Here is a 26,320-nt window from a genome sequence, read left to right on the forward strand (position 1 = left end):
GCGCCACCGGTTTGCAGTTGAGCAGCTAGTAATATTCACACTCACCACTGAAGTTGGAGATCCAAAATGGCCGATAAGCTCATGATCGTCATGGTCAACACCGACCCGAGCAACGCTTCCGAACTGGGTGCCCCGTTCTTCCAGGCCACTGTGGCTGCCGCCATGGAATACGACGTTGAAATCGTGATGACCGGCCGTGCTGGCGAGCTCGCCAAGAAGGGCGTTGCCGAGAACCTGTTCGTGCAGGAAGGCTCCAGCAAGAGCGTCTACGACTTCATGAAGGACGCCCACGAAGCCGGCGTCGTAATGAAGGTCTGCACCCCGACGCTGGATCTGTGGGGCAACGACCTGATTCCGGAGATCGAAGAAACCGTGGGCGGCGCCTACGTCATCTCCGAAGCGATGGACGACGACACGGTCACCTTTACCTACTAAGGTTATCGACGTTCGTTTTCAACCGGCCGGCCCTTGTGCCGGCCGGTTGCGTTTCCGGGCCCCGAAAAGGCGAGGCCAACCTTGCCGAATGTTCGGCGCTCGGACATGATTTCCCCGCATCGATACCCTCAGGACATGCCATGAGCCCGGAACAGGCCCGAGCCACGCTGCGCGACGCCGACTGCCTCTTCAGCCGCGATGCCGTCGAGACGGCGATCGACCGCCTGGCGGAACGCACTGCCAGCACGCTGAAGGACCGCAATCCGTTGGTCATGGGCGTGATGAACGGGGGTGTGGTGCTGATGGGCGGGTTGTTGACCCGCTGGTCGTTTCCCATGCAGGTGGATTACCTGCACGCCACGCGCTATCGCGGTGGCACCCGCGGCGGCGAACAGCTGCACTGGTTGGCCCGTCCGCAGGCGTCGCTCAAGGATCGAACCGTTGTCATCGTGGATGACATCCTCGACGGCGGGATTACCCTGGAGGGAATCAAGACGTTCTGCGAGGAGCAGGGCGCGGCGCAGGTGATCTCCATCGTCCTGGTGGACAAGCACAACCCGGAGCGGGACCCGGCGATCACCGTCGACTACGCCGCCCTGGAGGCCCCGAACCGCTACCTGTTCGGGTACGGTATGGATTATCAGGACTATCTGCGCAATGCGCCCGGCATCTTCGCCGTGGCCGACCACTAAACCACTGACGCCCGAGGCGCTCATGTCCACACCCCGTATCGCCGTCATCGGCGGCACCGGCCTGACCCGGCTGAAGGATCTGGAGATCACCCGGCGTCAGGTAATGCACACGCCGTATGGCGAACCCTCGGGGCCGCTGGTGTTCGGCCGCCTGAACGACACCGAGATCGTGTTTCTGCCACGGCACGGGGCCCGGCATACCATCCCGCCGCACGAGGTGAACTACCGCGCCAATATCTGGGCGCTGAAAAATGCCGGGATCGACAACGTGGTGGCCGTGGCTGCAGTCGGCGGGATTGGCGAAGAGATGAAGCCCGGTATGGTCGCGATCCCCGATCAGATCATCGATTACACCTGGTCACGGGCGAATACCTTCTTCGAGGGGAATGACCTGGAAGAGGTCACCCACATCGACATGACCTGGCCCTATAGCGACAGCGTCCGCCAGACACTGATCCGCGCGATTGACGACCTGGGTATCGAGGCCGTGGAGCACGGGACCTACGGGGCCACGCAGGGACCGCGCCTGGAGACGGCCGCGGAGATTGATCGCCTGGAACGCGACGGCTGCGATCTGGTGGGCATGACCGGCATGCCCGAGGCGGCGCTGGCGCGTGAACTGGGGCTGAACTACGCCTGCTGTGCCGTAATCGCCAACTGGGCGGCCGGACGCGCCGAAGGCGAGATCACCATGGACGACATCGCCGCGAATCTCGATGTCGGCATGGCGCGGGTGAAACAGATCCTCACGCACGTCATCAGCAGTCTTTCCTGACGCCACGGCGTTAACAATCCGGGGGCCGGCCGGGGAGAGAACCCGGGCCGGGTGACCGCACGTGCATTGTCCAGGGGCTCGCTAAGGCGACCAGCACAGCCCCTTATCCACGATTTAACATAATATGTATTATGCGACATGGAAGATGGGCGTGTCTCGACCGGAATGACCGGCATGTTCCCACCGAAGTCATGAACGCGGCCTGCGCCAGGCCCAATCCCGTTTCCGTTTAGGCCTGATCCCGCACGTCAGGCGCGCACGGCCTTTTCGATCCCCTCGGTCATCACCTCGACAAGGAAGTCGATCTGTTCCTCGGTGATCACGTACGGCGGCATCAGATAGCTCACGTTCCCCAGCGGTCGCAACAGCGCACCGCGTGTCAGGCCGTGGCGATAGATGTGCAGTCCGCGACGTTCCTGCCACGGATACGGGGTGCGTCGGGACTTGTCCTGCACCAGTTCCACCGCCGCAATCATGCCGTGCTGGCGCACGTCGGCGACATGCGGATGTTCCCGCAAGGGTTCAAGTCGTTTATCGATATGGGCGGCAAGCTCCCGGTTTCTCTCAAGAACGGGATCGGAATCGAAGATGTCCAGTGTGGCAAGTGCGGCCCTGCACGCGAGCGGATTCCCGGTATAGGAATGCGAATGCAGGAACATGTTGAGCTTTTCGTAATCGTCGTAGAACGCCTGGTAAATGGTATCCGTGGTCAACACGGCGGCCATGGGCAGATAGCCGGCGGTCAGGCCCTTGGACAGGCACATGAAATCGGGCGTGATTGGCCCGTGTTCGCAAGCGAACAGCGTGCCCGTGCGCCCGAAGCCGACTGCGATCTCGTCGGCGATCAGGTGGACGCCGTGACGGTCGCAGGCTTCACGCAGTAGCCGCAGGTATTCAGGGTCGTACATGCGCATGTGGCCGGCGCACTGGACCAGGGGCTCCACGATGACTGCGGCGGCCTCATCGGCATGTTCCGCCAGCGCCTGTTCCATGTGGTCGAACTGGCGACGCGCCACATCGGCGCAGGTTTCGCCGTCTTCGCGGTCGAAACAATCCGGTGCCGGCACGGTGATGACGTCCAGCATCAGCGGTTCGTAGGTTGCGCTGTACAGCGGTACATCGCTCACGGACAAGGCGCCCAGGGTCTCGCCGTGGTAGCTGTTGGACAGGCGAATGAAGCGGGTCTTCTGCGGGCGATCGACGTTGCGCCAGTAGTGAAAGCTCATCTTCAGCGCGACCTCGACCCCGGCGCTGCCGTTGTCCGCCAGGAACACCCGGTCCAGGCCTTCGGGGGTGATGTCGATCAGGCGTTCGCACAACTCGACCACCGGCTCGTGGGTGCAGCCTGCGAGGATGACGTGCTCCAGCTGATCGAGCTGCTCCTTCACCGCATTGCCGATGCGGGGGTTGGCGTGACCGAACAGGTTGACCCACCACGAACTGATGGCATCCAGATAGCGATTGCCGTCGAAATCGTACAGCCAGACACCCTCCCCCCGCTGGATCGGAAGCAGCGGGAGGGTCCCCTCCTCGCCGTAGTCTTTCATCTGGGTACAGGGATGCCAGAGGGTGCGCAGGTCGCGTTGCTTGAGCGTGTTGTTGTCCATGAGGTCCATTGTGCCAAACCCGCCCGGCTGAGGCGGACTCAGTGAGCCGATTCGTCCTTCATCGCCATCAGCTCGTCCTCGAAGAAGAAGCGATCTTCGCCGAAGGCGGGTTTGAGCTGATCGAGCCAGGTGGCTTGGTCATCGTAGCGCGCAAAAAACGGGCGCTGGACCCAGTCGGGGTTGCGTGCCTGGATCAAACCCGGGGCGGTTCACTTCTCGCGTTGGACCTTGTGTTGCCCTATCTTGGTCGGCACCTCGATCGGTGGAATGCTGACGATCTGATCGAGGAAACCATGTGGGACGCAGAAATTATGATCCGGAGTACAAGCTTCGGGTGGCCCGGCTGGTGGTGGACGAGGGCCAACGGGACATCAAAGGAGCGTCGTGCCCCGCTGTCACGCTCGACAAACATGCACAGCGGCCCCCAGAAAACGTTGCAATGCAATGCCGGTCGGCATTAGACCTCGCTGATCGCAGGGACTGTGATTTACGGGTACGAACCTTCCGCGGACTACTTGGTTTCCGGGCATTCATATGCCCAACCAAAACAAACCCACGCTTCCGGGGCTGGTGCTCAAACGCTAGTTCCGCGTCCGCTACCCCGCTGCCTGGGCACTCCAGAACGAGCTGACCCAGGCCTTAAAGGAAGCAGTAGATGCAACTTGACGATGCCTGCCTGGGCGGCGAACGCATCGCTGGCAAGATGGCACGCGGGGCAGCCGAGATGCCCGGTGATTCAACATGTGCATGCCATCGATAGTGGCGCTTCTTAAGTGGTGGTGGCGACCGATGATAAATGGGTTGCATTGGCCGATGATCAGGGCCCATGGAGATAAACCTTTGATCCCGCCGAGGAATGCTCGTCAGGTCGCGTAAAACTTCGCCTGACTACGTCAGGCATCGATGCCAACGTTGACAGTGTCCGTGCATGACACTTCTGATGCGCTTGCTCTCCATGTATTAAAAGGGATTCTGGATTGCAATGGCTACTACGCCCTGTTCTTTATTCGGAAACCGAATGGGACCTGTCTGTTTGTAACGACCTGAGACGGCTCCACCTTTCCGGAAGGTCGTCTTGTATCTACGTCATATTGGAAGCCATTCCATATCCGGAAAGACTTATTCATCGCTAGGCGCAGTGCGCGCCAAGCCTAATGAAATAGTTAGCGTTCTCTCGAACAACCACTGATTCTTTGGTATGCTACGTCCATTCATTCCTACCGAAAGCCATCCCTGAACCGCCTTCCGCGTTCGATACGTCAGATGATCGGGAGGCAGTACGGGGGTGTTAGGCAAACACTGATTTATTCCGCCTTGGATCCTGCCCTCCTGGCGGGTTAGGGATAAGGGCGCTAGGTTTTCCGCCCAAGGTTAGGGCGGATGTTCCAGTGCAGATTCTCCGATCTCGAGTATTCCGTCATGCGTAAGCACACGCGGCGCGACCGACTTTTTGGGAGAACGACGCAATCACGCCTTGGGCGGTGCTGGTGGAGTCGATGAGCCACACCACTTAAAGGGGATGATGCGGGGCCGTCCGCCGAATGGCCTGGAACGGATACTTAGGCTGTACGTGGCGCAGTAGTGCTTCAATTTGTCGGATGGAAGGGATCGAGTATGCGGTCTACGACAGACAAGCGATCCGGAGCTTCGTTGGGATCGAGCTGAGCCGAAACATCGCGCGCAAGCGCGGCACGGTGCGCGCGATGCCAGGAGGGCCAGAGCGCAACCAAGTGCAGGCCAATGAACGGCGGAACGCCCAGTGTTTCCTTAGAACCAGACCCATAGAGGTAAAGTATGGATATTCGTCCAGTCACGCCCGAGGATGTGCCGGTCATTCATAATATTGCCAGCCATTGGTTGCTGAGCAATTTAAAAGATCCGGAAAACACGGGTTTTTTAATATCCAATTACACGGAAGAAGATTACCTAAAATGGATTGGTCATGCAGACTATTTTTGGGTGGCCGAGAAGAATGGTGAGATTCAAGGCTTTTTGCTGGCCTATAATCAGGACAAGATTCAGCCGTCGGAAGTGGTTAATTCTTGTTTAAGATACACCATTATGGATAAGTTCACGCTGATCAAGCAGATCTGTTCAGCACCAAACACAAAAGGCGTTTCGAGCGCCCTCTACTGCAAACTTTTTTCTAATATGAGTGCTGACTTTGCCTTGGCGGCGGTGGTCAATGAACCCCTGAATACCCGCTCGATTGGGTTTCATCGTCACATGGGTTTTAAACATCTGTGGGATATGACTCCACCCGCGGATTTCGATGGCGTGGTAAGAGCCCGTTCCATTTGGTTTTACAGCCGAAGAAAGAATCCGGATAGTGGCTGCGCTGATGAGCCGCAAACGCGCATTCCGACAGCAGATAAAGACGAGTTGCTAACGCAGCTGATTGAAAAAGAACAGTCGGCCGCCCAGCTTTATATGCATGAAGACAATTTGAATTGGACTAAGCTTGGAATGCTGGTGACCTTCATGACCGCGTTTTTTACTGCTTTTGCAATCCTCATCGAGCGCAGTGAAGACATGGCCTCAGCGGTTATTATACCGATTCTTATTATTGCAGGTTTGGCCATAAATTTGATGTTTTTACAAAAGATAAAAAGCGGTGTGATATACATGACTCACCATAAAAAGAATCTGCAGCGTTTTGACGAGGCGGTATCCAACTTGTGCCCGAGCATGCCGCATTTTCTTAACCATGAAACCAAACAAACATCCTTCACAGTGAAATGGCTTTATTGGTTACCTCTGATCAGTAACGGTATTTGGATATTTTGCTCCATTTGGTTGGTTCTGGTATTTTTTGTCCTCTAGGGAAAAACTTATAAATAGGCCGGCATCCGGCTCCGTGGACCGCCGAAACGTTTTTGGAAGGGCACTGGGCTCATTACGTCCGGCTTGGGGCTTCCGCGCTGTGAGGCGGGCCGACCGCCGACAGGACCCTACGGTCAAAAACCCGACAATGGCGAGGTTGTCAATGGATCAACACCGTGCTCGGCGACCTCAAAGGCAGCCTGAGCAAGAGTCATCATCCGTTTACGTTTGCTAAGTACGCGGTCCGTTACCGCTCTGCTTTCGCTTATCGCTTCAACCAGCGCCTTGATCTGGCGACATTGCCGGCTCTTGGATTACCCTTCGACCCCTGATCAGGAGGATCGCATGCACCCGGAGTTTCCACAGGAAGGGATCATCCACCTCAATCATGCCGCCGTGGGCCCCTGGCCCCGGCGCACCGAGGACGCGGTCTGCCGCTTCGCCCGGGAGAACGTGGCCCATGGCTCGCGTGACTACCTGCAGTGGCTGCAGCAAATCGACGCGACGCGGGAACTCGCACGGGCGTTGATCGGGGCGCCGTCCGCAGAGGACATTGCCTTCGTAAAGAACACGTCCGAGGCGCTGTCAATGGTGGCCTTCGGCCTGGACTGGCAGCCGGGCGACAATGTGGTGTTCCCGGCGCACGAGTTCCCGTCCAATCGTGTCGTCTGGCTGGCCGCCGCAGAGCGTTTCGGCATCGAGGCGCGCGAGGTCGCCATTGGCGAGGAACCGGAGCGCGACCTGCTGGCCGCATGTGATGCGCGGACCCGCCTGGTGGCCACCAGTGCTGTGCGCTACGACTCCGGGCTGCGGGTCGACATCCAGGCGCTGGGTGCGGAACTGCGCTCGCGGCGCATCCTGTTCTGTGTTGATGCGATCCAGCACCTGGGCGCCCTGCCCTTCGATGCCCCGGGTTGCCATGCCGACTTCGTGATGGCCGATGCCCACAAGTGGATGCTGGCGCCCGAGGGAATCGGGGTGTTCTACGTAAACCCGGAGATCCGCGAACGGCTGACGCTGCAGGAATATGGCTGGAACATGCTGGCGCATGCCGGCGATTTCTCGAACCCGGGGATCGAGCCCGCCACGAGTGCGCGGCGTTTCGAACCGGGCAGTCCGAACATGCTCGGAATTCACGCCCTGCACGCCAGTCTCTCCCTTCTGCTGGAGATCGGGCTGGACAGCATCGACCACGAGATCCGCGAGCACTGGCTACATTTGGAAGAAGGCCTGCGTGCGCACGGCTGCCAAATCCTGACACCGCGCGGCCGGCGTGCCGGCATCCTGACGTTCCGACCGCCGGTGGATGACCTGGAAGCGCTATACGCGAGGCTTCAGGGGCGCGGCATCCTGTGTGCCATGCGAGGCGGCGGGATCCGCTTTGCGCCCCACTTCTACCTGACGCGAGCGCAGATCGACCAGGCGCTGGAATATCTGGGAGAGGCCATCCACGAAGCCGGCGCGGCTACGGTACGCTGAGAGGTACGGCGGAGGCGGAGAACGGCCGGTGGTAACGCGTGTGGGAGCGCGCCCCAAGGGCGTGAGGCCTCGTCTGCAAGGAGATCTCTTCTAGAAGGTATGGGTCTTGCGGTCGGAGTTCAGCATGCCGCCCAGATGTTCCTCGATGCGGCGGTGGGTCACACCCTTGTCCGACTTGTTGAACTGCACGCCGATGCCCCGCAGCCGGTTGCCCTGGGCGCGCGGCGGCGTAATCCAGACCACCGTGCAGGGGGTCGGAAGGCGATCCGAATCCTCCAGCAGGGACAGCAGCAGGAAGACCTGGTCTCCGAGCTTGTAGGCCTTGTCGGTCGGGATGAACAGACCGCCATTGGTCACGAACGGCATGTATGCCGCATACAGCGCGGGTTTTTCCTTGATTGCCAAGGTGAGCATGCCCTGCCCGGCCATAGACCCTCCGTGTGACCTGAAATCGTACTGGGTCCGGCAGTATCGCCCATCGCACCGATACCGCGCCACCCCGACTGTACTCGTGGCAAGTGACGCCTTACTGCTCGAGGAAGCTCAATGCGATGTCTTCCATGCGCAGCTGCGGGTTGAGCTGGCGCGAGGCCTGGCGTTGCCAGCCGAGCGCTTGATTCGACAGTTCAGCCAGCCGACGCGGTCCCATGCGGCGCGCGAAGTCCTCGAGTCGATCGCGCGGGAACTGCCGGCCAAACGCATCCGGCTCGCCGTTGACGAGCAGGCGCTGGGCCGCAACCAGCAGAGCCTGGATTCGTGGGATCAGGGATTCCGGCAGGCTGCGTTGCATGGCACTGGCCATCGGTGTCACCCCGGGGCGACGCAGTAGCAGGGTCAGGGCCTCGCGGTCCTGTTCCCAGCGCGCCATACGGTCGGGGTCGGTCAGGATCTCGCGGGCGGCCAGCGGACGCCCGAGACTGGCGGCATAGGCCTCGTCCACTGCCGCAGGGTCATCGGCGGCCACGCGCAACCAGTCCGTTGCTTCGGCAGGCCCCGGCGTGGCGATTTCGACCATCTGGCAGCGGCTGCGGATGGTCGCTGGCAGGCGCGCCGGCTGAGCTGCCTCGAGAATCAGCATGGCCCTGGGCGGGGGTTCCTCCAGGGTCTTCAGCAGCGCATTCGCCGCGTTCGTGTTCAGGGCATCGGCCGGGCGGATGATCACGCTGCGCAGCCCGCCCGAACCGGACAGCGAGAGAAACTCGATCGCCTCGCGGGCCGCCGCGATCAGGATTTCCTTGCCCGCCTCCTCCGGCTCCAGCGTCATCACCTCGGGGTGTACACCACCAAGGAAGCTGCGACAGCCGTTGCATTCGCCGCACGGCGGCTCGGTGCCCGTCGCGCGCTGGCACAGCAGGGCCTGGACCAGCGCCCGCGTCAGCAGTGCCTTGCCAACGCCCGGAGCGCCATGGACCAGTAGACCGCTGGGCAGGCGCCCTTCGCGCCCGCGCCGCGCCAGCGCCTCCCACGGCTTTTGCAGCCAGGGCGGCAGGGTATCGTCGGTGACTGGCGCAGCCATGGCCCCCTTAACCCTCCAGCGCGTGCAACGGCAGGCGCTCGCGCACGCCCGCGAGGAGGCGCTCGGCTACCGTGTCCGGGTCCGCGGATGCATCCACGACCAGATAGCGTCCCGGCGCTCGCTCGGCGCGTTCCCGATAAGCCTGGCGTGCGCGCTCGAAGAAGTCCAGCGCCTCGCGTTCGATGCGGTCTCGCCGGCCGCGCTGGACGGCGCGATCAAGCCCGGTCTCTGGTTCGATGTCCAGCAGGATTACCAGATCCGGGCGGAGATCGCCCTGCAGCCAGTCCTCCAGCTGCGCGACCCGCTGGGAGCCGAGTCCCCGCCCGGCCCCCTGGTAGGCAAACGAGGCATCGGTAAAGCGGTCGCTAAGCACCCAATCGCCGGCCTGCAGAGCCGGCCGAATCACCTCGTGCAGGTGCTGGGCCCGCGCGGCGAACATCAGCAGCAACTCGGACTCGGCGCACATGCCCGGCAGGTCGGGGTCCAGCAGCAGGCCGCGCAGGCGTTCGCCGAGGGCGGTCCCGCCCGGCTCCCGGGTGTTGCGCACCGGGTGTCCGGCAGCGCGCAGCGCGGTGTCCAGACGCTCGATCTGGGTGGTCTTGCCCGAGCCCTCGATGCCTTCGAGGACCAGGAAATGGCCGGGATGGGGCGAGCGTTCCATGTGCAGGGCGTCTCCAGTTACCGGTTGCGTATGCCGTAGCGGCTGCCATCCCCGCCCAGCTGGTAGCGGATCACGGCCTCGCGATGTTCACGATAGGTCTCGGAGAAATGATGACTGCCGTCGCCGCGCGAGACGAAGAAGAGGTCATTGGTTTCGGCCGGACGTGCCGCCGCCTGCAAGGCCGCGCGCCCCGGCAGGGCGATGGGCGTTGGCGGGAGCCCGGCACGGGTGTAGGTGTTGTAGGGATGATCGCGGTCCAGTTCGGCGCGCGTCAGGCGTTGTACGCCGGGCTCCTGCGCGTACAGCAGGGTGGGATCGGTCTGCAGGCGCATGCCGCGCTTGAGCCGGTTCACGAACACCCCGGCCACCCGGTCACGCTCATCCCCGCGCCCGGTCTCGCGTTCGATGATGGAGGCTAGGATCAGCAGCTCATAGGGGGATTTCACCGGGTGGTCCTCGATTCGGTCCTCCCACGCGCGGTCCAGGTGCAGGCGCATCGCCTGGTGGGCGCGTTGCAGCACCGCCAGGGCCTCGGTTCCGGAGCCGAAGAAATAGGTGTCCGGCAGGAACCATCCCTCCGGGTGTCCCAGGTCCTCGAGCCCCAGTGCCTCCAGCAGGTTGTCGACCCCGACCGATTCCGCGGGCCCGATGAGTTCCGGGTGCTCGCGCAGCGCGGCCAGCGCCTGGCGGATGGTCCAGCCCTCCGGGAACGTGAGGCGATGCTGTACCACCTCGCCGCGAGCCATCGCATGGATCAGTTCGCGCGGGGTCATGCCCGGCGTCACGGCGTATTCTCCTGCCTGGAGACGCGGTGCAATGCCCTGACGCCGTCCATAGGCCTCGAGCACCCAGGCAGAATCCACCCAGCCGCGTTCGGCAAAGGTCCTGCTCACCGAACGCAACCCCTGCCCCGGTTCCAACTGAAAGCGTTCCGAGGCGTCCAGCGCCATCGGCGTATCCAGCTGCGCCTGGTAGTGTTCGCTAAGCCACCAGGCGGCGCCCAGGGCCAGAACGACCAGGAGCGCCAGGACAGCGAGGCTAATCCGCTTCATGCAATGCAATTCCCATTGAATACAGCGGATCATCCTGCCACGCAGGCCCCCGCTTGTCCCCTTCGGACAGCACGGCCGGGGTCATCCCGATACGCGCGTTGCTGACATAGAGCGCATCGGCTCTCTCGATACGCGCGGGGTCCGGGTACGCCTCGATCACCTCGAACCCGAACCGTTCGGCATGCTCGAGGACCCAGGCGCGTCGCGTACCGGCGATCCCGGACTGATCCACCGGCGGGGTGAGCAAGGTACGCCCTTCGCGCAGCCAGAGATTCCCTTGCGTGGCGCTGACCACGCGCCCCAGCGCATCGTGGAGGATTGCCTCGTCCCAGCCCGGTTGCCAGCTGCGCCGGGCCATCACGTGTTCCAGGCGACTAGTGTGTTTGAGACCCGCGAGCGCCGGGTTTACGCCGATCGGCACTGCGGCCCAACCCAGGCTCAGGGATTCGCGTTCAGTGGGGGCGGCGTCGTCCAGCGCCGGACCGGCACTGACGATCCGAGTCAGTGCCGGTGCCGCGGGCGGCGCGTAGCCCCTTGGCCCCTCACCCCGGGTCACTGTCAGGCGCACCATGCAGGCTGGCAGGGTCGCCACTCGCGCAATCTCGTCCAGCACCTCGGTCTCGCCGATTTCCGGAAACCCGAGGTGCCCCAGCCCGCGCGTCAGGCGGGCCCAGTGGTAGGCCCATAGCTGTGGTCGGCCCTGTCGCACCCGTAGCGTCTCGAACAGGCCGTCGCCCAGGAGTAGCCCGCGATCCAATGGCGATACCCGCCCCTCGGGCTCGCCGTTCACCAGGATCATGGGCTCTTCTCCCCCGCCCCCTGCAGCGCCTCCAGCAGGCCGTGTGCCTTGTGCCGGGTCTCCTCCAGCTCGCGCTCGGGATCGGAGTCCGCGACGATCCCGGCCCCCGCCCGAAAACGCAGTTCGTTCCCCCGAACGACGAGGGTCCGGATCAGGATATTGGTATCCATACGGCCGTGGCGGCTGACGTACCCGCAGCCGCCGGTGTAGGCCCCACGCGGGGCCTGTTGTTCCAGTTCCTGGATGATCTGCATGCTGCGGATCTTCGGGCAGCCGGTGATGGTGCCGCCCGGAAAGACCGCGCGCAGGATGTCGGCCGTGGTGGTGCCCGGGCGCAGGCGCCCGACAATGCTGGAGACGATGTGATGCACCCGGCGATAGCTCTCGATGGTCATCAGCTCCGCCACGCGCACGCTACCGATCTCGGCCACGCGCCCGACATCATTGCGTTCCAGATCCACGAGCATGACATGCTCGGCGCGTTCCTTAATGTTGAACGTCAACTCACTGAAAAGACGCCGGTCTTCTTCCGCGTCCGCATCGCGGCGACGGGTCCCCGCAATCGGCCGGGTCTCGACCATGGCATCTTCCACCGACACCAGCCGCTCTGGGGAGGAACTGATCACGTGAGCCCCTGGAAGTTGCAGCCACGCGGCAAATGGTGCGGCATTGGCCTCGCGCAGGCGGGTGTACAGCCCCGCCGGATCCAGCGGCTGCGCGGCGGTGGCACGCCATTCGCGGGATAGATTGACCTGAAAGGTGTCGCCGGCCCGGATGTACTCGAGGCCCTTCATCACTGCGTCGCGATAGCGCTGGGCGTCCTCCTCCTGAAGGGCCAGGGCGGGCAGCGGCTCGGATGCGGGACTCGGCTGGCCCCGGACTGTCGCGCAGTCCGACTCCACCCGCTCCAAACGCGCGCAATCGCCTGCCTCGTCGACGAACCAGGTCGTCCCCTCGTGGTGATCGTGGATCAGTGCCGCCGGGAAATAGGTCACCAGGGCATCCGGCAGCCAGGGGTCCGAGCGGCAATCACCCAGGGCCGGCTCCATGCGCCAGGCCAGTTCGTACCCGGCGTACAGGAACCATCCCCCGAGGAACGGGAGATGGGCATATGCGGCGTCGTCGGGGTCGAGTGGTGGTGTGCTCGAGAGATCCTGATCCAGCACGCCCAGCACGTCCTCTCCGGCCGCACTGGACAACGTGCGGCCGGGGAAGGCGAACAGGATGGAAAAACGAGCCGGAGCCTGCCCGATCAGGGCCGACTCCAGCAGGTGGGGATAGCGCTCTGGGAATCGCCGCGCCAGGGCCGCAAAGTCGACCCCGGCGGCCAGTTCATGGACCGCCATGGCGGCGCCGCAGCGTCAGATGCTGCGGAACACCAGAGTGCCGTTGGTGCCCCCGAAACCGAAGGAGTTCGACAGGCCGACCTTGGTCTTCATTTCGCGGGCCTCGTTGGCCACGTAGTTCAGGTCGCACCCTTCGCTCGGGTTTTCCAGGTTGATGGTCGGCGGTGACACCTGATCGCGCAGCGCCAGGGCGGTAAACACGCCCTCGATCCCGCCGGCGGCACCCAGCAGGTGGCCGGTCATCGACTTGGTGGAGTTGACCATGAGCTTGTAGGCGTGATCGCCGAAGGCCTTCTTCAGGCCCTGGGTCTCCGCCAGGTCACCTGCGGGGGTCGAGGTCCCGTGAGCATTGATGTACCCAACCTCTTCCGGATTCACCCCGGCATCTTTCAAGGCACGATGCATGCACTTGGCGGCACCGGAACCATCCTGGATCGGCTGCGTCATGTGGTGCGCATCCGCATTCCAGGCGAAGCCGGCCACTTCGCAGTAGATGTGGGCCCCGCGGGCCTTCGCGTGCTCGTACTCTTCGAGCATCATTACACCGGCGCCATCGCTCAGCACAAAGCCATCGCGGTCCTTGTCCCAGGGACGCGAGGCGCGTTCGGGGTCGTCATTGCGAGTGGACAGCGCGCGGGCGGCGGCGAAGCCGCCAATGCCCAGTGGCGTGGTGGCCATCTCGGCCCCACCGGCGACCATGGCATCGGCGTCCCCATAGGCAATCATGCGAGCGGCGTCACCGATGTTGTGGGTACCGGTGGCGCAGGCCGAGACGATGGAGATGTTCGGGCCCTGCAGGTTGCGCATGATGGACAGGTTCCCGGCCACCATGTTGATGATCGCACTGGGCACGAAGAACGGGGAGATCTTGCGCGCCCCGCCCTTCAGGTACGCACCGTAGGAGCGTTCGATATAAGGCAGCCCGCCGATCCCGGAGCCAATGGCCACCCCGATCCGCTCGGCGTTCTCCTCGGTGACTTCCAAACCGGAGTCATCCAGGGCCTGAAGCCCCGCCGCGATCCCGTAAAGGACGAAGGTGTCCATCTTCTTCTGGTCTTTCGGCGGGACGTAGTCATTGGCCTCGAAGTCCCGGACGGCGCCGGAGATCTTCACCGGCATGTCCGATGCATCGAAGACATCGATGGGGGAAATGCCGCTCTTGCCGGCCTTGATGTTGCTCCAGGCCTTGTCGATAGTGGATCCGACCGGGGAGACGATCCCCAGTCCGGTAATCACGACACGTCGCTTAGCCAATGTGTTCTCCTCGAAAGACTGAAATTACGCGCTCAGCGCAACGACGAAGGGCCGCCCTGCGCGCAGGAAGGCCCGTTCGCGTCGTCCTGATCGGCGCCCGGAGGCGTCGAATCAGTCCTTCATGTGCTCGTTGATGTAATCGATCGCCTGCTGCACGGTGGTGATCTTTTCCGCCTGCTCGTCCGGGATTTCGGTTTCGAATTCCTCTTCGAGCGCCATGACGAGTTCCACCGTGTCCAGCGAATCCGCACCCAGGTCGTCGACGAAGCCGGCCGCGTTGGTCACGTCCTCTTCCTTGACACCCAGCTGCTCGACAACGATTTTCTTGACGCGTTCTTCAATGCTACTCATGGTTCAGAAATCCCCTTCAGTGTGAGGCGGCTTCGTTGAAAGGTCCGCCATTCTAGAGAAAAGCCCCGCCGCGATCTAGCGATCCGCGCAGCGGGTCGTGCGGGCGGCCTGCGGCCGACCCGTCGTGATCAATGCATGAACATCCCGCCGTTCACATGCAGGGTCTCGCCGGTGATGTATCCGGCCTCCTCGGAGGCCAGGAAACCGACGGCCGCAGCGATCTCTTCCGGCGCCCCCAGGCGCCCCAGCGGAATCTGTCCGAGCAGGGCCTGTTTGGTGTCATCGCCCAGTTCGCGGGTCATGTCGGTATCGATGAAACCCGGTGCGACTGTGTTCACGGTGATACTGCGGCTGCCGACCTCGCGCGCCAGGGAACGGGCAAATCCAGCAAGGCCGGCTTTCGCGGCGGCGTAGTTGGTCTGCCCGGCGTTGCCGGTGGAGCCCACGACCGAACCCACCAGGATGATGCGGCCGCGGCGCAGTTTCATCATGCCTTTCAGCAGGCGCTGTGTCAGGCGCACGGCAGCGGACAGGTTGGTGTCGAGGACCGCGTCCCATTCCGCGTCCTTCATGCGCATGAACAGGTTGTCGCGAGTAATACCGGCATTGTTGACCAGCACCTCGATCGACCCTTCCTGTTCCTGGATCGCCTGCAGGCCGGCTGCGACGGAGTCCGCGTCGGTCACGTCCAACGCAATGCCGCGCCCGCCCCATTGCTTCAGGGTTTCGGTGATCCGTTCGGCGCCGGACGCACTGGTCGCGGTACCCACCACCTGCAGGCCCTGCTCCGCCAGACGGCGGGCAATGGCCGCGCCAATTCCGCGGCTTGCACCGGTTACAAGGGCTACACGTTTGCTGTCGGACATGGTTAAGCCTTTACTTCAAGTGAGAGAAAGTCGCAGTCGGTCGCTCAGCCCGCGGCCAGACGTTCGAGCGTGACCTTCAGGGTATCGCGGTCGGCAACATCGAACAGTTCCAGTTCGCGGTCGATGCGTTTGGCAAGACCGGTCAGGACGCGTCCCGGCCCGCATTCAACCTGAACCGCCACGCCCTGTTCGCGCAAGCCGCGAATGGTCTCGACCCAGCGCACCGGGCGATACAGCTGCGCGGCCAGATTTTTCTTGATGGCCGCGGCGGCATCGGTCGGCGCGGCAGTCACATTCTGCCAGACCGGGATGGTGGGGGACTGAAAGGTGGTGCCGTCCAGGGCCGCCTGCAGGCGTTCCGCGGCCGGGCGCATCAGTGCGCAATGCGACGGGACCGAGACCGGCAGCTTCAGGGCGCGCTTCGCACCAGCATCCTTGGCGGCGCTTACGGCCCGATCCACCGCAGTGGCATTGCCCGCAATCACGACCTGCCCCGGCGCGTTCAGATTGACGGCTTCCAGGATCTCGCCACCGGCATGCTCGAGGCAAAGCGCGTGTACCGCGGCATCGTCGAGCCCAAGGATGGCCGCCATCGCGCCTTCACCCTCCGGCACCGCAGCCTGCATGGCCCGGGCGCGCTCGGCGACCAGGCGTACCGCATCCGGGAAGCGCAGAACGCCGGCGGCCACCAGGGCGCTGTACTCGCCCAGGCTGTGGCCCGCGACGGCCTGCGGGCGGGCGTCCGTTTGTTCGGTCAGAAGGCGCCAAGCGGCGACCCCGGCAGCCAGCATCACCGGTTGTGTCCACTCGGTCTGGTTGAGTTGTTCCACCGGACCATGCTGACAAAGGCTCCAGAGATCCGCGTCGAGGCAATCCGACGCTTCCTGAAAGGTGTCGCGGACAATGGCGTGGTCATCGCCCAGATCGGCCAGCATGCCGGCGGACTGGGACCCTTGCCCCGGAAATACGGCGGCCCAAGAAGTTGTCATTCGTTACAGATCTCGCGCGTGAAAGCGCGCGTAGTGTAGGCGGTCACGTACACCCCGGCAAACGCCGCCCATCCGCAGGGACCGCCTCTGGTCCGTCGCCGGGGCGTGGCTATGTCCCCCGAAAGCCGCCACGTGACTTGTGTTCCGCCGGTGCATCCGGATAATGTCGCACCTTGATTCAATACGAGAGGGACCGTATGGCGAAGGAAGACGAAATCGAGCTGGAGGGCACTGTAGTCGAAACGCTCCCCAACACCACCTTCCGGGTGGAGCTCGAAAACGGGCACACGATCACGGCGCACATCTCCGGAAAAATGCGCAAGCATTACATCCGGATCCTGCGCGGTGACAAGGTGATCGTGCAGATGACGCCCTATGACCTGACCAAGGGTCGTATCGTCTACCGCAACAAGTAAGTTCCCTCTCCAACGAAGAAGCCCCGGCCGGACCGGGGCTTCTTCGTTTGCGGGCCCTCCCGGGCCCGGTAACGCCGGATCGGCGAGCCGCGTCAGGACGGCACCGCCGTTTCCTGGATATCCAGCTCCAGACCAGCCTCGCCCAATCGGACCACCACTTCGCCACCGTGGGCCAGTCGCCCGAACAGCAGCTCGTCCGCCAGCGGCTTTTTGATGTACTCCTGCAACGTACGCGCCATCGGGCGCGCGCCCATCTTGACATCGTAGCCGTGCTCGGCCAGCCAGGCACGCGCCTCCGGCTCGACCGTCATATGCACCTTCTTCTCGTCGAGCTGGGCTTGCAGCTGGATCAGGAACTTGTCGACCACGCTGAGGATGGTGGCCTCGTCCAGCGGCCCGAACTGAATGGTGGCATCCAGGCGGTTGCGGAACTCCGGCGTGAAGGTGCGCTTGATCGCTTCCATCGCATCGCTGGAATGATCCTGCTTGGTAAAGCCCACCGATGGACGGCTGGCCTGCTCGGCCCCCGCGTTGGTGGTCATCACCAGGATCACGTTGCGGAAGTCGACCTCGCGCCCATTGGCATCGGTCAGCGTGCCGTGATCCATCACCTGCAGCAGTACATTGAACACGTCCGGGTGGGCCTTCTCGATCTCGTCCAGCAGCAGCACCGAATGCGGATGCTTCAGGATGGCATCGGTCAGCAACCCTCCCTGTTCGTAGCCCACATAGCCTGGCGGCGCCCCGATCAGGCGCGATACGGTATGCCGCTCCATATACTCGGACATGTCGAAGCGGGCCAGATGGATGCCCATCTGCTGCGCCAGTTGGCGTGTGACCTCGGTCTTGCCGACACCGGTCGGCCCGGCAAACAGGAACGAGCCGATCGGCTTGTCCATGTCGCCCAGCCCGGAGCGGGCCATCTTGATCGCGGTGGATAACGTCCCGATGGCCTCGTCCTGTCCGAAGACGGTCATCTTCAGGTTGCGATCGAGGTGGCGCAGGGTCTCCTTGTCGGAACTGGAGACGGACTTCGGCGGGATGCGCGCGATCTTGGCCACGATCGTCTCGATGTCCTGTACGCCGATGGTCTTTTTGCGCTGGCTGACCGGCTGCAACTGCCGGCTGGCCCCGGCCTCGTCGATCAGGTCGATGGCCTTGTCCGGCAGGAAGCGGTCGGTGATGTAGCGATCGGCCAGTTCCGCCGCCGCACGCAGGGCCGGCTTGGTGAAGCGCACGTTGTGGTGCGTCTCGAAGCGGGACTTCAGCCCGCGCAGGATCTGCTCGGTCTCGTCCACCGTCGGCTCCGGCACCTCGATCTTCTGGAAGCGCCGCGCCAGGGCCCGGTCCTTCTCGAAGATGCCGCGATATTCCTGATAGGTGGTGGACCCGATGCACTTCAGTTCGCCCGAGGCGAGCATCGGCTTGATCAGGTTGGAGGCGTCCATCACCCCGCCGGAGGCCGCTCCGGCCCCGATGATGGTGTGGATTTCGTCGATGAACAGCACCGCGCCCGGCTCTTTCTTGAGTTGGGCGAGCACGCCTTTCAGACGCTTCTCGAAGTCACCGCGGTACTTGGTGCCGGCGACCAGCGCGCCCAGATCCAGCGAATAGACGGTGGCAGACGCGATCGCGTCGGGTACCTGTTCATCGACGATGCGGCGCGCCAGACCCTCGGCGATCGCAGTCTTGCCCACGCCGGCCTCGCCCACCAGCAATGGGTTGTTCTTGCGGCGGCGGCAGAGGATCTGGATGGTGCGTTCGATCTCGTGATCGCGCCCGATCAGCGGGTCGATCTCGTCCTTGCGCGCCTTGTCGTTCAGGTTGGCGGCGTAGAGCTGCAGCGCGTTGGTCTTCTCTTCGCGTTCACCCTCCACCGGCTCGCCCTGGGACTCGCCCGGGTTGGGCTGGGCCCCGAGTTCGTCTTCCCCGACCTTGGAGATGCCGTGGGAGATGAAATTCACGACGTCCAGACGCGAGATATTCTGCTGACCCAGCACGTACAGGGCCTGGCTGTCCTGCTCTCCAAACAGGGCCACCAGCACGTTGGCGCCGGAGACCTCCTTGCGCCCGCTGGATTGCACATGGAATACCGCCCGCTGCAGCACCCGCTGGAAGCCCAGGGTTGGCTGGGTCTCGCGCGAATCGCTCGGCGGGATGCGCGGCGTGTTTTCGTCAATATAGGCCGCAAGCTCGTCGCGGATGCGATCGAGATCGCCCCCGCAGGCCCGCAGCACCGTGGCAGCGCTGGGGTTTTGCGCCAGCGCCATCAGCAGATGCTCAACCGTCACGAACTCGTGACGCTTTTCGCGGGCCTCCTTGAAGACCATGTTCAGGCTGAATTCGAGTTCCTTGTCGAGCATGGGAGTCAGACCTCCTCCATCGAGCAAAGCAGTGGGTGCTGATGACTGCGGGCATAGTCGTTCACCTGCGCCACCTTGGTCTCGGCCACATCCCGGGTAAAGATGCCGCATACGCCTTTGCCACGCGTATGCACATGCAACATGACCCGGGTGGCCTTCTCGCGATCCATGCTGAAGAAGGTCTCCAGTACTTCGATCACGAACTCCATCGGCGTGAAATCGTCGTTGAGCAACACCACCTTGTACTGTCGCGGTGGCTTGAGCTCCGGCCTCGATTCTTCGACCGTTACCGAGTCGTCTCGATCGGGGGATTGGGGCTTGTCATTACTCATCGGTCGAAATTACGCCTTCAGCGGTTACTCGTTTGTTAGTCGTCATCCTCGATTGGTTCCGGGCTCAGGCCAAGTGCCCTTACGGACACTCCGACCACCCGACCCTCACATGTGCTTGATCATCGCCTCGCCGAAGGCCGAGCAGTCGATCGGCTCGACGCCATCCATCTGCCGCGCAAAGTCGTAGGTGACCTCGCTGGCACTGATCGCCCCACCCATGCCCTTGACCACCAGCTCGGCCGCTTCCGACCAGCCCAAGTGCCGCAGCATCATCTCGGCAGACAGGATCAGCGACCCCGGGTTCACCTTGTCCTGACCGGCATACTTCGGCGCCGTGCCGTGCGTGGCCTCGAACATCGCCGTGCTGTCGGACAGGTTCGCCCCCGGCGCGATGCCGATACCACCCACCTGGGCCGCCAGGGCATCGGAGATGTAGTCGCCGTTCAGGTTCAGGGTCGCGATGACCGAGTAGTCCTCCGGGCGCAGCAGGATCTGTTGCAGGAAGGCGTCGGCGATCACATCCTTGATCACGATGTCACGCCCGGTCTTCGGGTTCTTGAAGGTCTGCCACGGACCGCCGTCCAGATCCTTCGCACCGAATTCCTCGCGTGCCAGCTCGTAGCCCCAGGCCTTGAAGGAACCTTCGGTGAATTTCATGATGTTGCCCTTGTGCACCAGGGTCACCGACGGGCGATCGTTATCGATCGCATATTCGATGGCCTTGCGCACCAGGCGCTTGGTGCCTTCGCTGGAGACCGGCTTCACACCGATCCCGGCGGTCTCCGGGAAGCGGATCTGGGTGACACCCATCTCGTCCTGCAGGAAGTCGATGACCTTCTTGACCTCCGGGGTCCCCGACTCGAACTCGATCCCGGCGTAGATGTCCTCGGAGTTCTCGCGAAAGATCACCATGTCGGTCTTCTCCGGCTCCTTCAGCGGGCTCGGGGTGCCGTCGTAATAGCGCACCGGGCGCAGACAGACATACAGATCCAGCTTCTGACGCAGGGCCACATTCAGGGAGCGGAAGCCGCCACCCACCGGGGTGGTCAGCGGACCCTTGATCGACACGCGATAGTCCTTCACCGCCTCCAGGGTCTCGTCAGGCAGCCCGGAGTCGTCATCGTAGACCTGCGTCGCCTTCTCGCCGGCGTAAACCTCCATCCACTCAATGGCCTTCTTGCCGCCGTAGGCCTTTTTCACCGCCGCATCGGTCACCCGGCGCATCACCGGGGTGATGTCCACACCGATCCCGTCACCTTCGATGTAGGGGATCACCGGATGATCCGGCACCTGCAGCTTCCCCTGGTCGTCGACGGTGATGCGTTCGCCCTTCTCCGGGACCTGAATGTGCTGATAGGCCATGCCAACTCCTTGTGCGGATTTCGTAGATGAATCGTTAATCACGTATGACCTGATTATACATGCCGGACCGGGTTTTCCGGTGATCGAACCAGCGCGCGATTGCGCGTTCCCCTATGGCAGCCCGACCGGCAGCCTGCGTTATCATCCGTGCCATGACCGACCGCCTCCCCTGTCATATCACCGTGGCCGCCGTAATCGAGCGCGAGGGCCGGTTCCTGTTCGTCGAGGAAACCGACGCCGGCCGCCGGGTGCTGAACCAGCCCGCAGGCCACCTGGATGCCGGCGAGGACCTGATGGAGGCCGTGATCCGCGAGGTCCGCGAGGAAACCTGCCTGGAATTCGTGCCCGAGGCGGCCCTCGGCTGCGACTTGCTGCAAGTGGCCAGCGGCGCCGTGATTCTGCGCGTGACCTTCTGCGGCCCGGTGACACCCGTTCAATCCCCTGCCCCCCGCGACCCGGCGATTCATGCCCTGCACTGGCTGATGCCCGAACAGGCCGAGGGTGAATGGCCGCTGCGCAGCCCGCTGGTGATGCGCAGCATCCGCCGGTATCAGGATGGCTTGCGGCTGCCGCTCGCGGCGGTGGGCGATCTGGTTCGGGCGCCGGGCGCATGATGCGTGGCGACCGCGTCATCGTCGGATTGTCCGGTGGGGTCGATTCCGCTGTCGCGGCCAGCCGCCTGCTGGAAGCCGGCTATCGCGTCGAGGGCCTGTTCATGAAGAACTGGGAAGATGACGACGACGCCGAGTACTGCGCCGCCGAGGCCGACTATGCCATGGCCCGTGAGGTGGCGGACTGCCTGGAAATCCCGCTGCACAAGGCGAACTTTTCCGAGGACTACCGCCAGCGCGTTTTCGCGCAATTCCTGCATGAGTACGAGGCCGGGCGCACCCCGAACCCCGACATCCTCTGCAACCGCGAGATCAAGTTCCGCTCGTTCCTCGATCATGCCCGGGATCTCGGGGCGCGCTGGATTGCCACCGGTCACTACGCCCGGGTGCGCCATCACGCGCACTACAGTGAGCTGTGCCAGGCGGCCGATGCCAACAAGGACCAGACCTATTTTCTGCATACCCTGACCCAGGAGCAACTGCGCCCCGCCCTGTTCCCGCTCGGAGACATTCCCAAGCATCAGGTCCGCGAACGCGCCCGGGAACTGGGTCTGCCGAACCATGCGCGCAAGGATTCCACCGGGATCTGCTTCATTGGCGAGCGACGCTTCCGTGACTTCCTCGCCCAGTACCTGAAAGCGCCCGAGGGAGCGATGCGCACCCCGGAAGGCCAGGTGGTCGGTCGCCACCAGGGTCTGATGTTCTACACCCTCGGGCAGCGCCAGGGCCTGGGGATCGGCGGGGTCGACGGCTTTGCCGAAGCCCCGTGGTATGTCGTCGACAAGGACCTGGACAGCAACACCCTGGTGGTCGCCCAGGATCCCCAGCACCCGCTATTGATGAGCCCGTCGCTGACCACCGAGGTGGTGCACTGGATCCACGATGTACCGGTCCCTGGTGAGCCGCTGCAGGCCCGGTTACGCCATCGCCAGCCCTTGCAGGAATGCCGGGTGCAGGCGCTGGACACGGCCGGCGCCACCGTGGTCTTCGACACACCCCAACGCGCGGCGACGCCGGGGCAGTCCATCGCCTTCTACCGTGGCGATGTCTGCCTGGGCGGGGCGGTGATCGCCACACGAACCACGAATGCGCCGTGAGTCTGCCAGGCCACTTCCGGTATAGTGGCCGCTGCCCGGCGACCCGACTCCGACCCACCCAAGGAACCGACTGGTTTGGACCGCTCCGATCACAACCGCACCCTGGCGCTGGCCGCCCTCTTCCAGTGCGCGAGCCTGGTCAAGGATCTGGCCTGGCGCGGGAGCTGCGACGACTACGAATTCGAGGTCCTGGTCGGGAGCCTGTTCGCCTTCGACGCGGACACCCCGGAAGCGGTCTATCGCGAGGCGGTCAGCCTGCGCAGTGGCCTGGAACGTATCGAGAGCCAGCTGCAAAACGGCAGCAAGCCGCCAGACATGGAGATCACCCGCTACGCCATCGGGCTGATCTTCCTCGAGCGCAAGCTGCAAAAGCGCGACGACATGCTGCAGAAGCTGACCGACGGCCTGCAGGGCGCCCAGCGCCAGATCGACTACTTCCACATCACCCACGAAAGCGTGATTGCCCGGCTGGCCGAGATCTACAAGGAGACCATCTCCGAGCTCGGCCCGCGCATCATCGTGCAGGGCGAACAGAACAACCTCTCCAATCCCGACACCGCCGCGCGCATCCGTGCGTTGCTGCTGGCCGGGATCCGCGCGGCGGTCCTCTGGCGCCAGGCCGGTGGATCGCGCTGGAAATTGCTTTTCGGCCGCAAGCGGCTGATTCGCGAAGCGCATGACATCCTCAATCGACTCAATACCTGAACGCGGAAGACGCACATGAGCCACGCTGACCCCAAGAACACCCGGACCCTCACCGCTGGCGGCCGCGAATGCCGCTACGTGCCGATCACCGACGACGCCCGGGCGACCGACCTGCCGTTTGCGCTGAAGGTGCTGCTGGAGAACCTGCTGCGCTTCGAGGACGAGCGCACGGTGCGCCGCGCCGACATCGAGGCCTTGCTGGACTGGGATCCGAAGGCCGAACCGACCCAGGAGATCGCGTTCCGTCCGGCGCGCGTGCTGCTGCAGGATTTCACCGGGGTGCCGGCGGTCGTCGACCTCGCCGCGATGCGCGATGCCATGGAGGCCCTGGGCGGCGATCCCAAGAAGATCACCCCGCTGCAGCCGGCCGAGCTGGTCATCGACCACTCCGTGCAGGTGGACGCCCACGGCAACGCCAACGCGATGAACCTGAACGCGGAACTCGAATACTCGCGTAACCGCGAGCGCTACAGCTTCCTCAAGTGGGGCCAGCAGGCGTTCGACACCTTCAAGGTGGTGCCGCCGGACACCGGCATCGTCCACCAGGTGAACCTCGAGTACCTGGCGCGCACGGTGTTCGTGGATGACCAGGCCGAGGGGGGCTGCATGGCCTACCCCGACACCCTGGTCGGGACCGATTCCCACACCACCATGATCAACGGCCTGGGCGTGCTCGGCTGGGGCGTGGGCGGCATCGAGGCCGAGGCCGCGATGCTCGGCCAGCCGATCTCCATGCTGATCCCGCAGGTCGTGGGCTTCCGCCTGACCGGCAAGCTGGCCGAGGGCGCGACCGCGACCGACCTGGTGCTGGTGATCGTCGAGACGTTGCGCAAGAAGGGCGTGGTCGGCAAGTTCGTCGAGTTCTTCGGCGACGGCCTGGCCGATCTGCCGCTGGCCGATCGCGCCACCATCGCCAACATGGCGCCGGAATATGGAGCCACCTGCGGCATCTTCCCGATCGATGACGAGACCCTGACCTACCTGCGCCTGACCGGGCGCGACGCCCAGCACATCGAGTTCATCGAGGCCTACGCGAAGGCCCAGGGCCTGTGGCGCAACGACAATGCCCCGATCGCGCGATACACGGACATGCTGGAGCTGGATCTGTCTACCGTGGAGCCAAGCCTGGCCGGCCCCAAGCGCCCACAGGACCGGATCCCGTTGAGCCAGGCCGGCGCCATTATTAGCCGCCACCTCGACACCATGCTGAAAGAGCGCGAGAGCGGCGCTGACGAACCGGACGACGCCGAGCGCTTCGCGGCCGAGGGCGGGCATACCGCCGTGGGCGTCGAGCATCAGGCGGAAGAGCCCCACCACACCGCCATCGAGATGGACGGCGAGACCTTCACCCTGGATCACGGCGACATCGTGATCGCGGCAATCACCTCCTGCACCAACACCTCCAACCCCTCGGTGATGCTGGGTGCCGGCCTGGTGGCGCGCAAGGCACGCGAGGCCGGACTGCAGGTGAAGCCCTGGGTGAAGACATCGCTGGCTCCAGGCTCCCGCGTGGTGACCGATTACCTCGAGAAATCCGGTCTGTTGCCGGACCTCGAGGCCCTCGGTTTCCACGTGGTGGGCTATGGCTGCACCACCTGCATCGGCAACTCCGGTCCGCTGCCGGAACCGATCTCCGAGGCCATCATCAAGGACGACCTGATCGTCAGCTCGGTGCTCTCCGGAAACCGCAACTTCGAGGGGCGGATCCACTCGGAGGTGCAGATGAACTTCCTGGCCTCGCCGCCGCTGGTGGTTGCCTACGCCCTGGCGGGACGCAGCAACATCGACCTGTACAGCGACCCGATCGGGGAGAATCAACAGGGCGAGCCGGTCTACCTGAAGGATATCTGGCCGACCACGCAAGAAGTACGCGAGGCGGTGGCCAGCCATGTCGGCGCCAGCAGCTTTACCAGCGCCTATGGTGACCTCTATTCCGGCGAGGAACGCTGGCGCAACCTGGAGGCTCCACAGGGTCAGCGCTTCGACTGGCAGGAGGACTCCACCTATGTGCGCAACCCGCCCTACTTCGAGGGCATGAGCATGACGCCTACGCCCTGGAACGATGTCCAGGGCGCGCGCGTCCTCGCGCTGCTGGGTGATTCGGTGACCACGGACCACATCTCCCCGGCCGGCTCCATCGCCAAGGACAGCCCGGCGGGTCGCTATCTGGAATCGAAGGGCGTGAAGCCGGCCGACTTCAACTCCTATGGCTCCCGCCGCGGTAACCATGAAGTGATGATGCGCGGGACCTTCGCCAACGTGCGCCTGCGCAATCTGCTGGCGCCCGGGACCCAGGGGGGCGTGACCCAGCACCTGCCGGATGGCGAGCAGATGTCGATCTACGACGCGGCGATGCAGTACCAGGCAGAGGACACCCCGCTGATCGTCATCGCCGGACAGGAATATGGCACCGGCTCTTCGCGCGACTGGGCCGCCAAGGGCACCCTGCTGCTGGGCGTCAAGGCGGTCATCGTCGAGACCTTCGAGCGTATCCACCGCTCCAACCTGGTGGGGATGGGCGTACTGCCGCTGCAGTTCCTGGCCGGCGAGAACGCCGCCAGCCACGAACTGACCGGGCGCGAAACCTACAGCATCACCGGCGTGGAGAACGGCGAGTCGCGCGAGGCCACGGTCACGGCCGTGGCCGATGATGGCCACCGCAAGACCTTTGCCGTACGTGTGCGGCTGGATACCCCGCAGGAGGTGGATTACTTCCGCCACGGCGGCATCCTGCCCTACGTGTTGCGCCAGCTCGCAGCTTCCGCATAAGGTTTGGCCATGGGACGGCG

Annotated in this window: 24 protein-coding genes and 3 pseudogenes; 12 read left to right on the forward strand and 15 right to left on the reverse strand. The window is 63.7% G+C overall.

Going from position 1 to position 26,320, the window contains the following annotated elements:
* Positions 1-66 precede the first annotated feature (66 nt).
* The 3 genes from TVD_RS06660 to TVD_RS06670 all read left to right on the forward strand — a co-directional run bounded on the left by TVD_RS06660 (position 67) and on the right by TVD_RS06670 (position 1,902).
* Complete coding sequence (locus tag TVD_RS06660) at positions 67-435, forward strand: DsrE family protein (protein ID WP_018145688.1); 369 nt, start codon at positions 67-69, stop codon at positions 433-435.
* Between the two features lie 140 nt (positions 436-575).
* The gene (locus TVD_RS06665; protein WP_018937587.1) at positions 576-1,127 is read left to right on the forward strand and encodes a hypoxanthine-guanine phosphoribosyltransferase; all 552 of its coding nucleotides are present in this window, start codon (positions 576-578) and stop codon (positions 1,125-1,127) included.
* A gap of 22 nt (positions 1,128-1,149) precedes the next feature.
* The gene (locus TVD_RS06670; RefSeq protein WP_018937586.1) at positions 1,150-1,902 is read left to right on the forward strand and encodes an S-methyl-5'-thioinosine phosphorylase; all 753 of its coding nucleotides are present in this window, start codon (positions 1,150-1,152) and stop codon (positions 1,900-1,902) included.
* Between the two features lie 248 nt (positions 1,903-2,150).
* Here TVD_RS06670 and TVD_RS06675 read toward each other — a convergent pair whose 3' ends face one another.
* Both TVD_RS06675 and TVD_RS14125 read right to left on the reverse strand, forming a co-directional pair.
* The gene (locus TVD_RS06675; protein ID WP_047251931.1) at positions 2,151-3,509 is read right to left on the reverse strand and encodes an adenosylmethionine--8-amino-7-oxononanoate transaminase; all 1,359 of its coding nucleotides are present in this window, start codon (positions 3,507-3,509) and stop codon (positions 2,151-2,153) included.
* A 38-nt stretch (positions 3,510-3,547) separates the two neighbouring features.
* Positions 3,548-3,706 (reverse strand): annotated as a pseudogene (locus TVD_RS14125) (lysine 2,3-aminomutase); the annotation flags it as partial.
* Positions 3,707-4,889: 1,183 nt separating this feature from the next.
* Here TVD_RS14125 and TVD_RS14135 point away from each other — a divergent pair.
* The 4 genes and pseudogenes from TVD_RS14135 to TVD_RS06685 form a co-directional block, all read left to right on the forward strand.
* Positions 4,890-5,188, forward strand: a pseudogene (locus TVD_RS14135) (transposase); the annotation flags it as partial.
* Positions 5,189-5,303: 115 nt separating this feature from the next.
* Positions 5,304-6,332, forward strand: a complete 1,029-nt coding sequence (locus tag TVD_RS13815; protein ID WP_156167522.1) for a GNAT family N-acetyltransferase — start codon at positions 5,304-5,306, stop codon at positions 6,330-6,332.
* Positions 6,333-6,496: 164 nt separating this feature from the next.
* Positions 6,497-6,637: pseudogene (locus TVD_RS14560) on the forward strand (IS1595 family transposase); the annotation flags it as partial.
* A gap of 40 nt (positions 6,638-6,677) precedes the next feature.
* Positions 6,678-7,811: an aminotransferase class V-fold PLP-dependent enzyme gene (locus TVD_RS06685; RefSeq protein ID WP_047251152.1), complete on the forward strand. Its 1,134-nt coding sequence runs from the start codon at positions 6,678-6,680 to the stop codon at positions 7,809-7,811.
* A gap of 90 nt (positions 7,812-7,901) precedes the next feature.
* Here TVD_RS06685 and TVD_RS06690 read toward each other — a convergent pair whose 3' ends face one another.
* The 10 genes from TVD_RS06690 to fabD all read right to left on the reverse strand — a co-directional run bounded on the left by TVD_RS06690 (position 7,902) and on the right by fabD (position 16,645).
* Positions 7,902-8,240 carry a PilZ domain-containing protein gene (locus TVD_RS06690; RefSeq protein ID WP_017941553.1) on the reverse strand — a complete coding sequence of 113 codons (339 nt, stop codon included), beginning with the start codon at positions 8,238-8,240 and terminating at the stop codon, positions 7,902-7,904.
* 97 nt (positions 8,241-8,337) lie between these two features.
* Positions 8,338-9,327 carry a DNA polymerase III subunit gene (locus TVD_RS06695; protein ID WP_047251153.1) on the reverse strand — a complete coding sequence of 330 codons (990 nt, stop codon included), beginning with the start codon at positions 9,325-9,327 and terminating at the stop codon, positions 8,338-8,340.
* A 7-nt stretch (positions 9,328-9,334) separates the two neighbouring features.
* Complete coding sequence (gene tmk, locus TVD_RS06700; RefSeq protein ID WP_047251154.1) at positions 9,335-9,988, reverse strand: dTMP kinase; 654 nt, start codon at positions 9,986-9,988, stop codon at positions 9,335-9,337.
* Between the two features lie 17 nt (positions 9,989-10,005).
* The gene (mltG, locus tag TVD_RS06705) at positions 10,006-11,040 is read right to left on the reverse strand and encodes an endolytic transglycosylase MltG (protein WP_047251155.1); all 1,035 of its coding nucleotides are present in this window, start codon (positions 11,038-11,040) and stop codon (positions 10,006-10,008) included.
* The gene (gene pabC / locus TVD_RS06710; RefSeq protein WP_047251156.1) at positions 11,027-11,839 is read right to left on the reverse strand and encodes an aminodeoxychorismate lyase; all 813 of its coding nucleotides are present in this window, start codon (positions 11,837-11,839) and stop codon (positions 11,027-11,029) included. Before pabC ends, mltG begins: the two co-directional genes overlap by 14 nt.
* A complete protein-coding gene (locus TVD_RS06715) occupies positions 11,836-13,185 on the reverse strand; it encodes an aminodeoxychorismate synthase component I (RefSeq protein ID WP_047251157.1) in 1,350 nt (449 codons plus the stop codon). Before TVD_RS06715 ends, pabC begins: the two co-directional genes overlap by 4 nt.
* Before the next feature lie 15 nt (positions 13,186-13,200).
* Positions 13,201-14,421: a beta-ketoacyl-ACP synthase II gene (fabF, locus tag TVD_RS06720; protein ID WP_018937578.1), complete on the reverse strand. Its 1,221-nt coding sequence runs from the start codon at positions 14,419-14,421 to the stop codon at positions 13,201-13,203.
* Between the two features lie 129 nt (positions 14,422-14,550).
* Entirely contained in the window at positions 14,551-14,790 is a 240-nt protein-coding gene (gene acpP, locus TVD_RS06725) for an acyl carrier protein (protein WP_018145676.1), read from the reverse strand.
* A 128-nt stretch (positions 14,791-14,918) separates the two neighbouring features.
* A complete protein-coding gene (gene fabG / locus TVD_RS06730) occupies positions 14,919-15,656 on the reverse strand; it encodes a 3-oxoacyl-ACP reductase FabG (RefSeq protein ID WP_047251158.1) in 738 nt (245 codons plus the stop codon).
* 44 nt (positions 15,657-15,700) lie between these two features.
* Positions 15,701-16,645, reverse strand: coding sequence for an ACP S-malonyltransferase (fabD, locus tag TVD_RS06735; protein ID WP_082119095.1), 945 nt, complete (start codon positions 16,643-16,645; stop codon positions 15,701-15,703).
* Between the two features lie 197 nt (positions 16,646-16,842).
* Here fabD and infA point away from each other — a divergent pair, with 197 nt between their 5' ends.
* The gene (gene infA / locus TVD_RS06740; RefSeq protein ID WP_012982660.1) at positions 16,843-17,061 is read left to right on the forward strand and encodes a translation initiation factor IF-1; all 219 of its coding nucleotides are present in this window, start codon (positions 16,843-16,845) and stop codon (positions 17,059-17,061) included.
* A gap of 92 nt (positions 17,062-17,153) precedes the next feature.
* Here the strand turns inward: infA and clpA are convergent, their stop codons facing one another.
* The 3 genes from clpA to icd form a co-directional block, all read right to left on the reverse strand.
* Positions 17,154-19,424 (reverse strand): ATP-dependent Clp protease ATP-binding subunit ClpA, encoded by a 2,271-nt coding sequence (gene clpA, locus TVD_RS06745; protein ID WP_018145673.1) that lies wholly within the window; start codon positions 19,422-19,424, stop codon positions 17,154-17,156.
* A 5-nt stretch (positions 19,425-19,429) separates the two neighbouring features.
* Positions 19,430-19,756, reverse strand: a complete 327-nt coding sequence (gene clpS, locus TVD_RS06750) for an ATP-dependent Clp protease adapter ClpS (RefSeq protein WP_018650138.1) — start codon at positions 19,754-19,756, stop codon at positions 19,430-19,432.
* A 105-nt stretch (positions 19,757-19,861) separates the two neighbouring features.
* Positions 19,862-21,118 carry an NADP-dependent isocitrate dehydrogenase gene (gene icd / locus TVD_RS06755; protein ID WP_047251160.1) on the reverse strand — a complete coding sequence of 419 codons (1,257 nt, stop codon included), beginning with the start codon at positions 21,116-21,118 and terminating at the stop codon, positions 19,862-19,864.
* A gap of 152 nt (positions 21,119-21,270) precedes the next feature.
* On the opposite strand from icd, the gene TVD_RS06760 reads away from it, so the two are divergent.
* The 4 genes from TVD_RS06760 to acnA all read left to right on the forward strand — a co-directional run bounded on the left by TVD_RS06760 (position 21,271) and on the right by acnA (position 26,300).
* Positions 21,271-21,732 (forward strand): NUDIX domain-containing protein, encoded by a 462-nt coding sequence (locus TVD_RS06760; protein ID WP_047251161.1) that lies wholly within the window; start codon positions 21,271-21,273, stop codon positions 21,730-21,732.
* Entirely contained in the window at positions 21,729-22,826 is a 1,098-nt protein-coding gene (gene mnmA / locus TVD_RS06765; protein ID WP_047251162.1) for a tRNA 2-thiouridine(34) synthase MnmA, read from the forward strand. The genes TVD_RS06760 and mnmA overlap by 4 nt, the downstream gene beginning before the upstream one ends.
* Positions 22,827-22,901: 75 nt before the next feature.
* A complete protein-coding gene (gene hflD, locus TVD_RS06770) occupies positions 22,902-23,531 on the forward strand; it encodes a high frequency lysogenization protein HflD (RefSeq protein ID WP_018937572.1) in 630 nt (209 codons plus the stop codon).
* Positions 23,532-23,546: 15 nt separating this feature from the next.
* Entirely contained in the window at positions 23,547-26,300 is a 2,754-nt protein-coding gene (gene acnA, locus TVD_RS06775) for an aconitate hydratase AcnA (protein ID WP_047251163.1), read from the forward strand.
* Positions 26,301-26,320: the final 20 nt, after the last annotated feature.

It is taken from the genome of Thioalkalivibrio versutus, assembly GCF_001020955.1.
Classification (GTDB): Bacteria; Pseudomonadota; Gammaproteobacteria; order Ectothiorhodospirales; family Ectothiorhodospiraceae; genus Thioalkalivibrio; species Thioalkalivibrio versutus.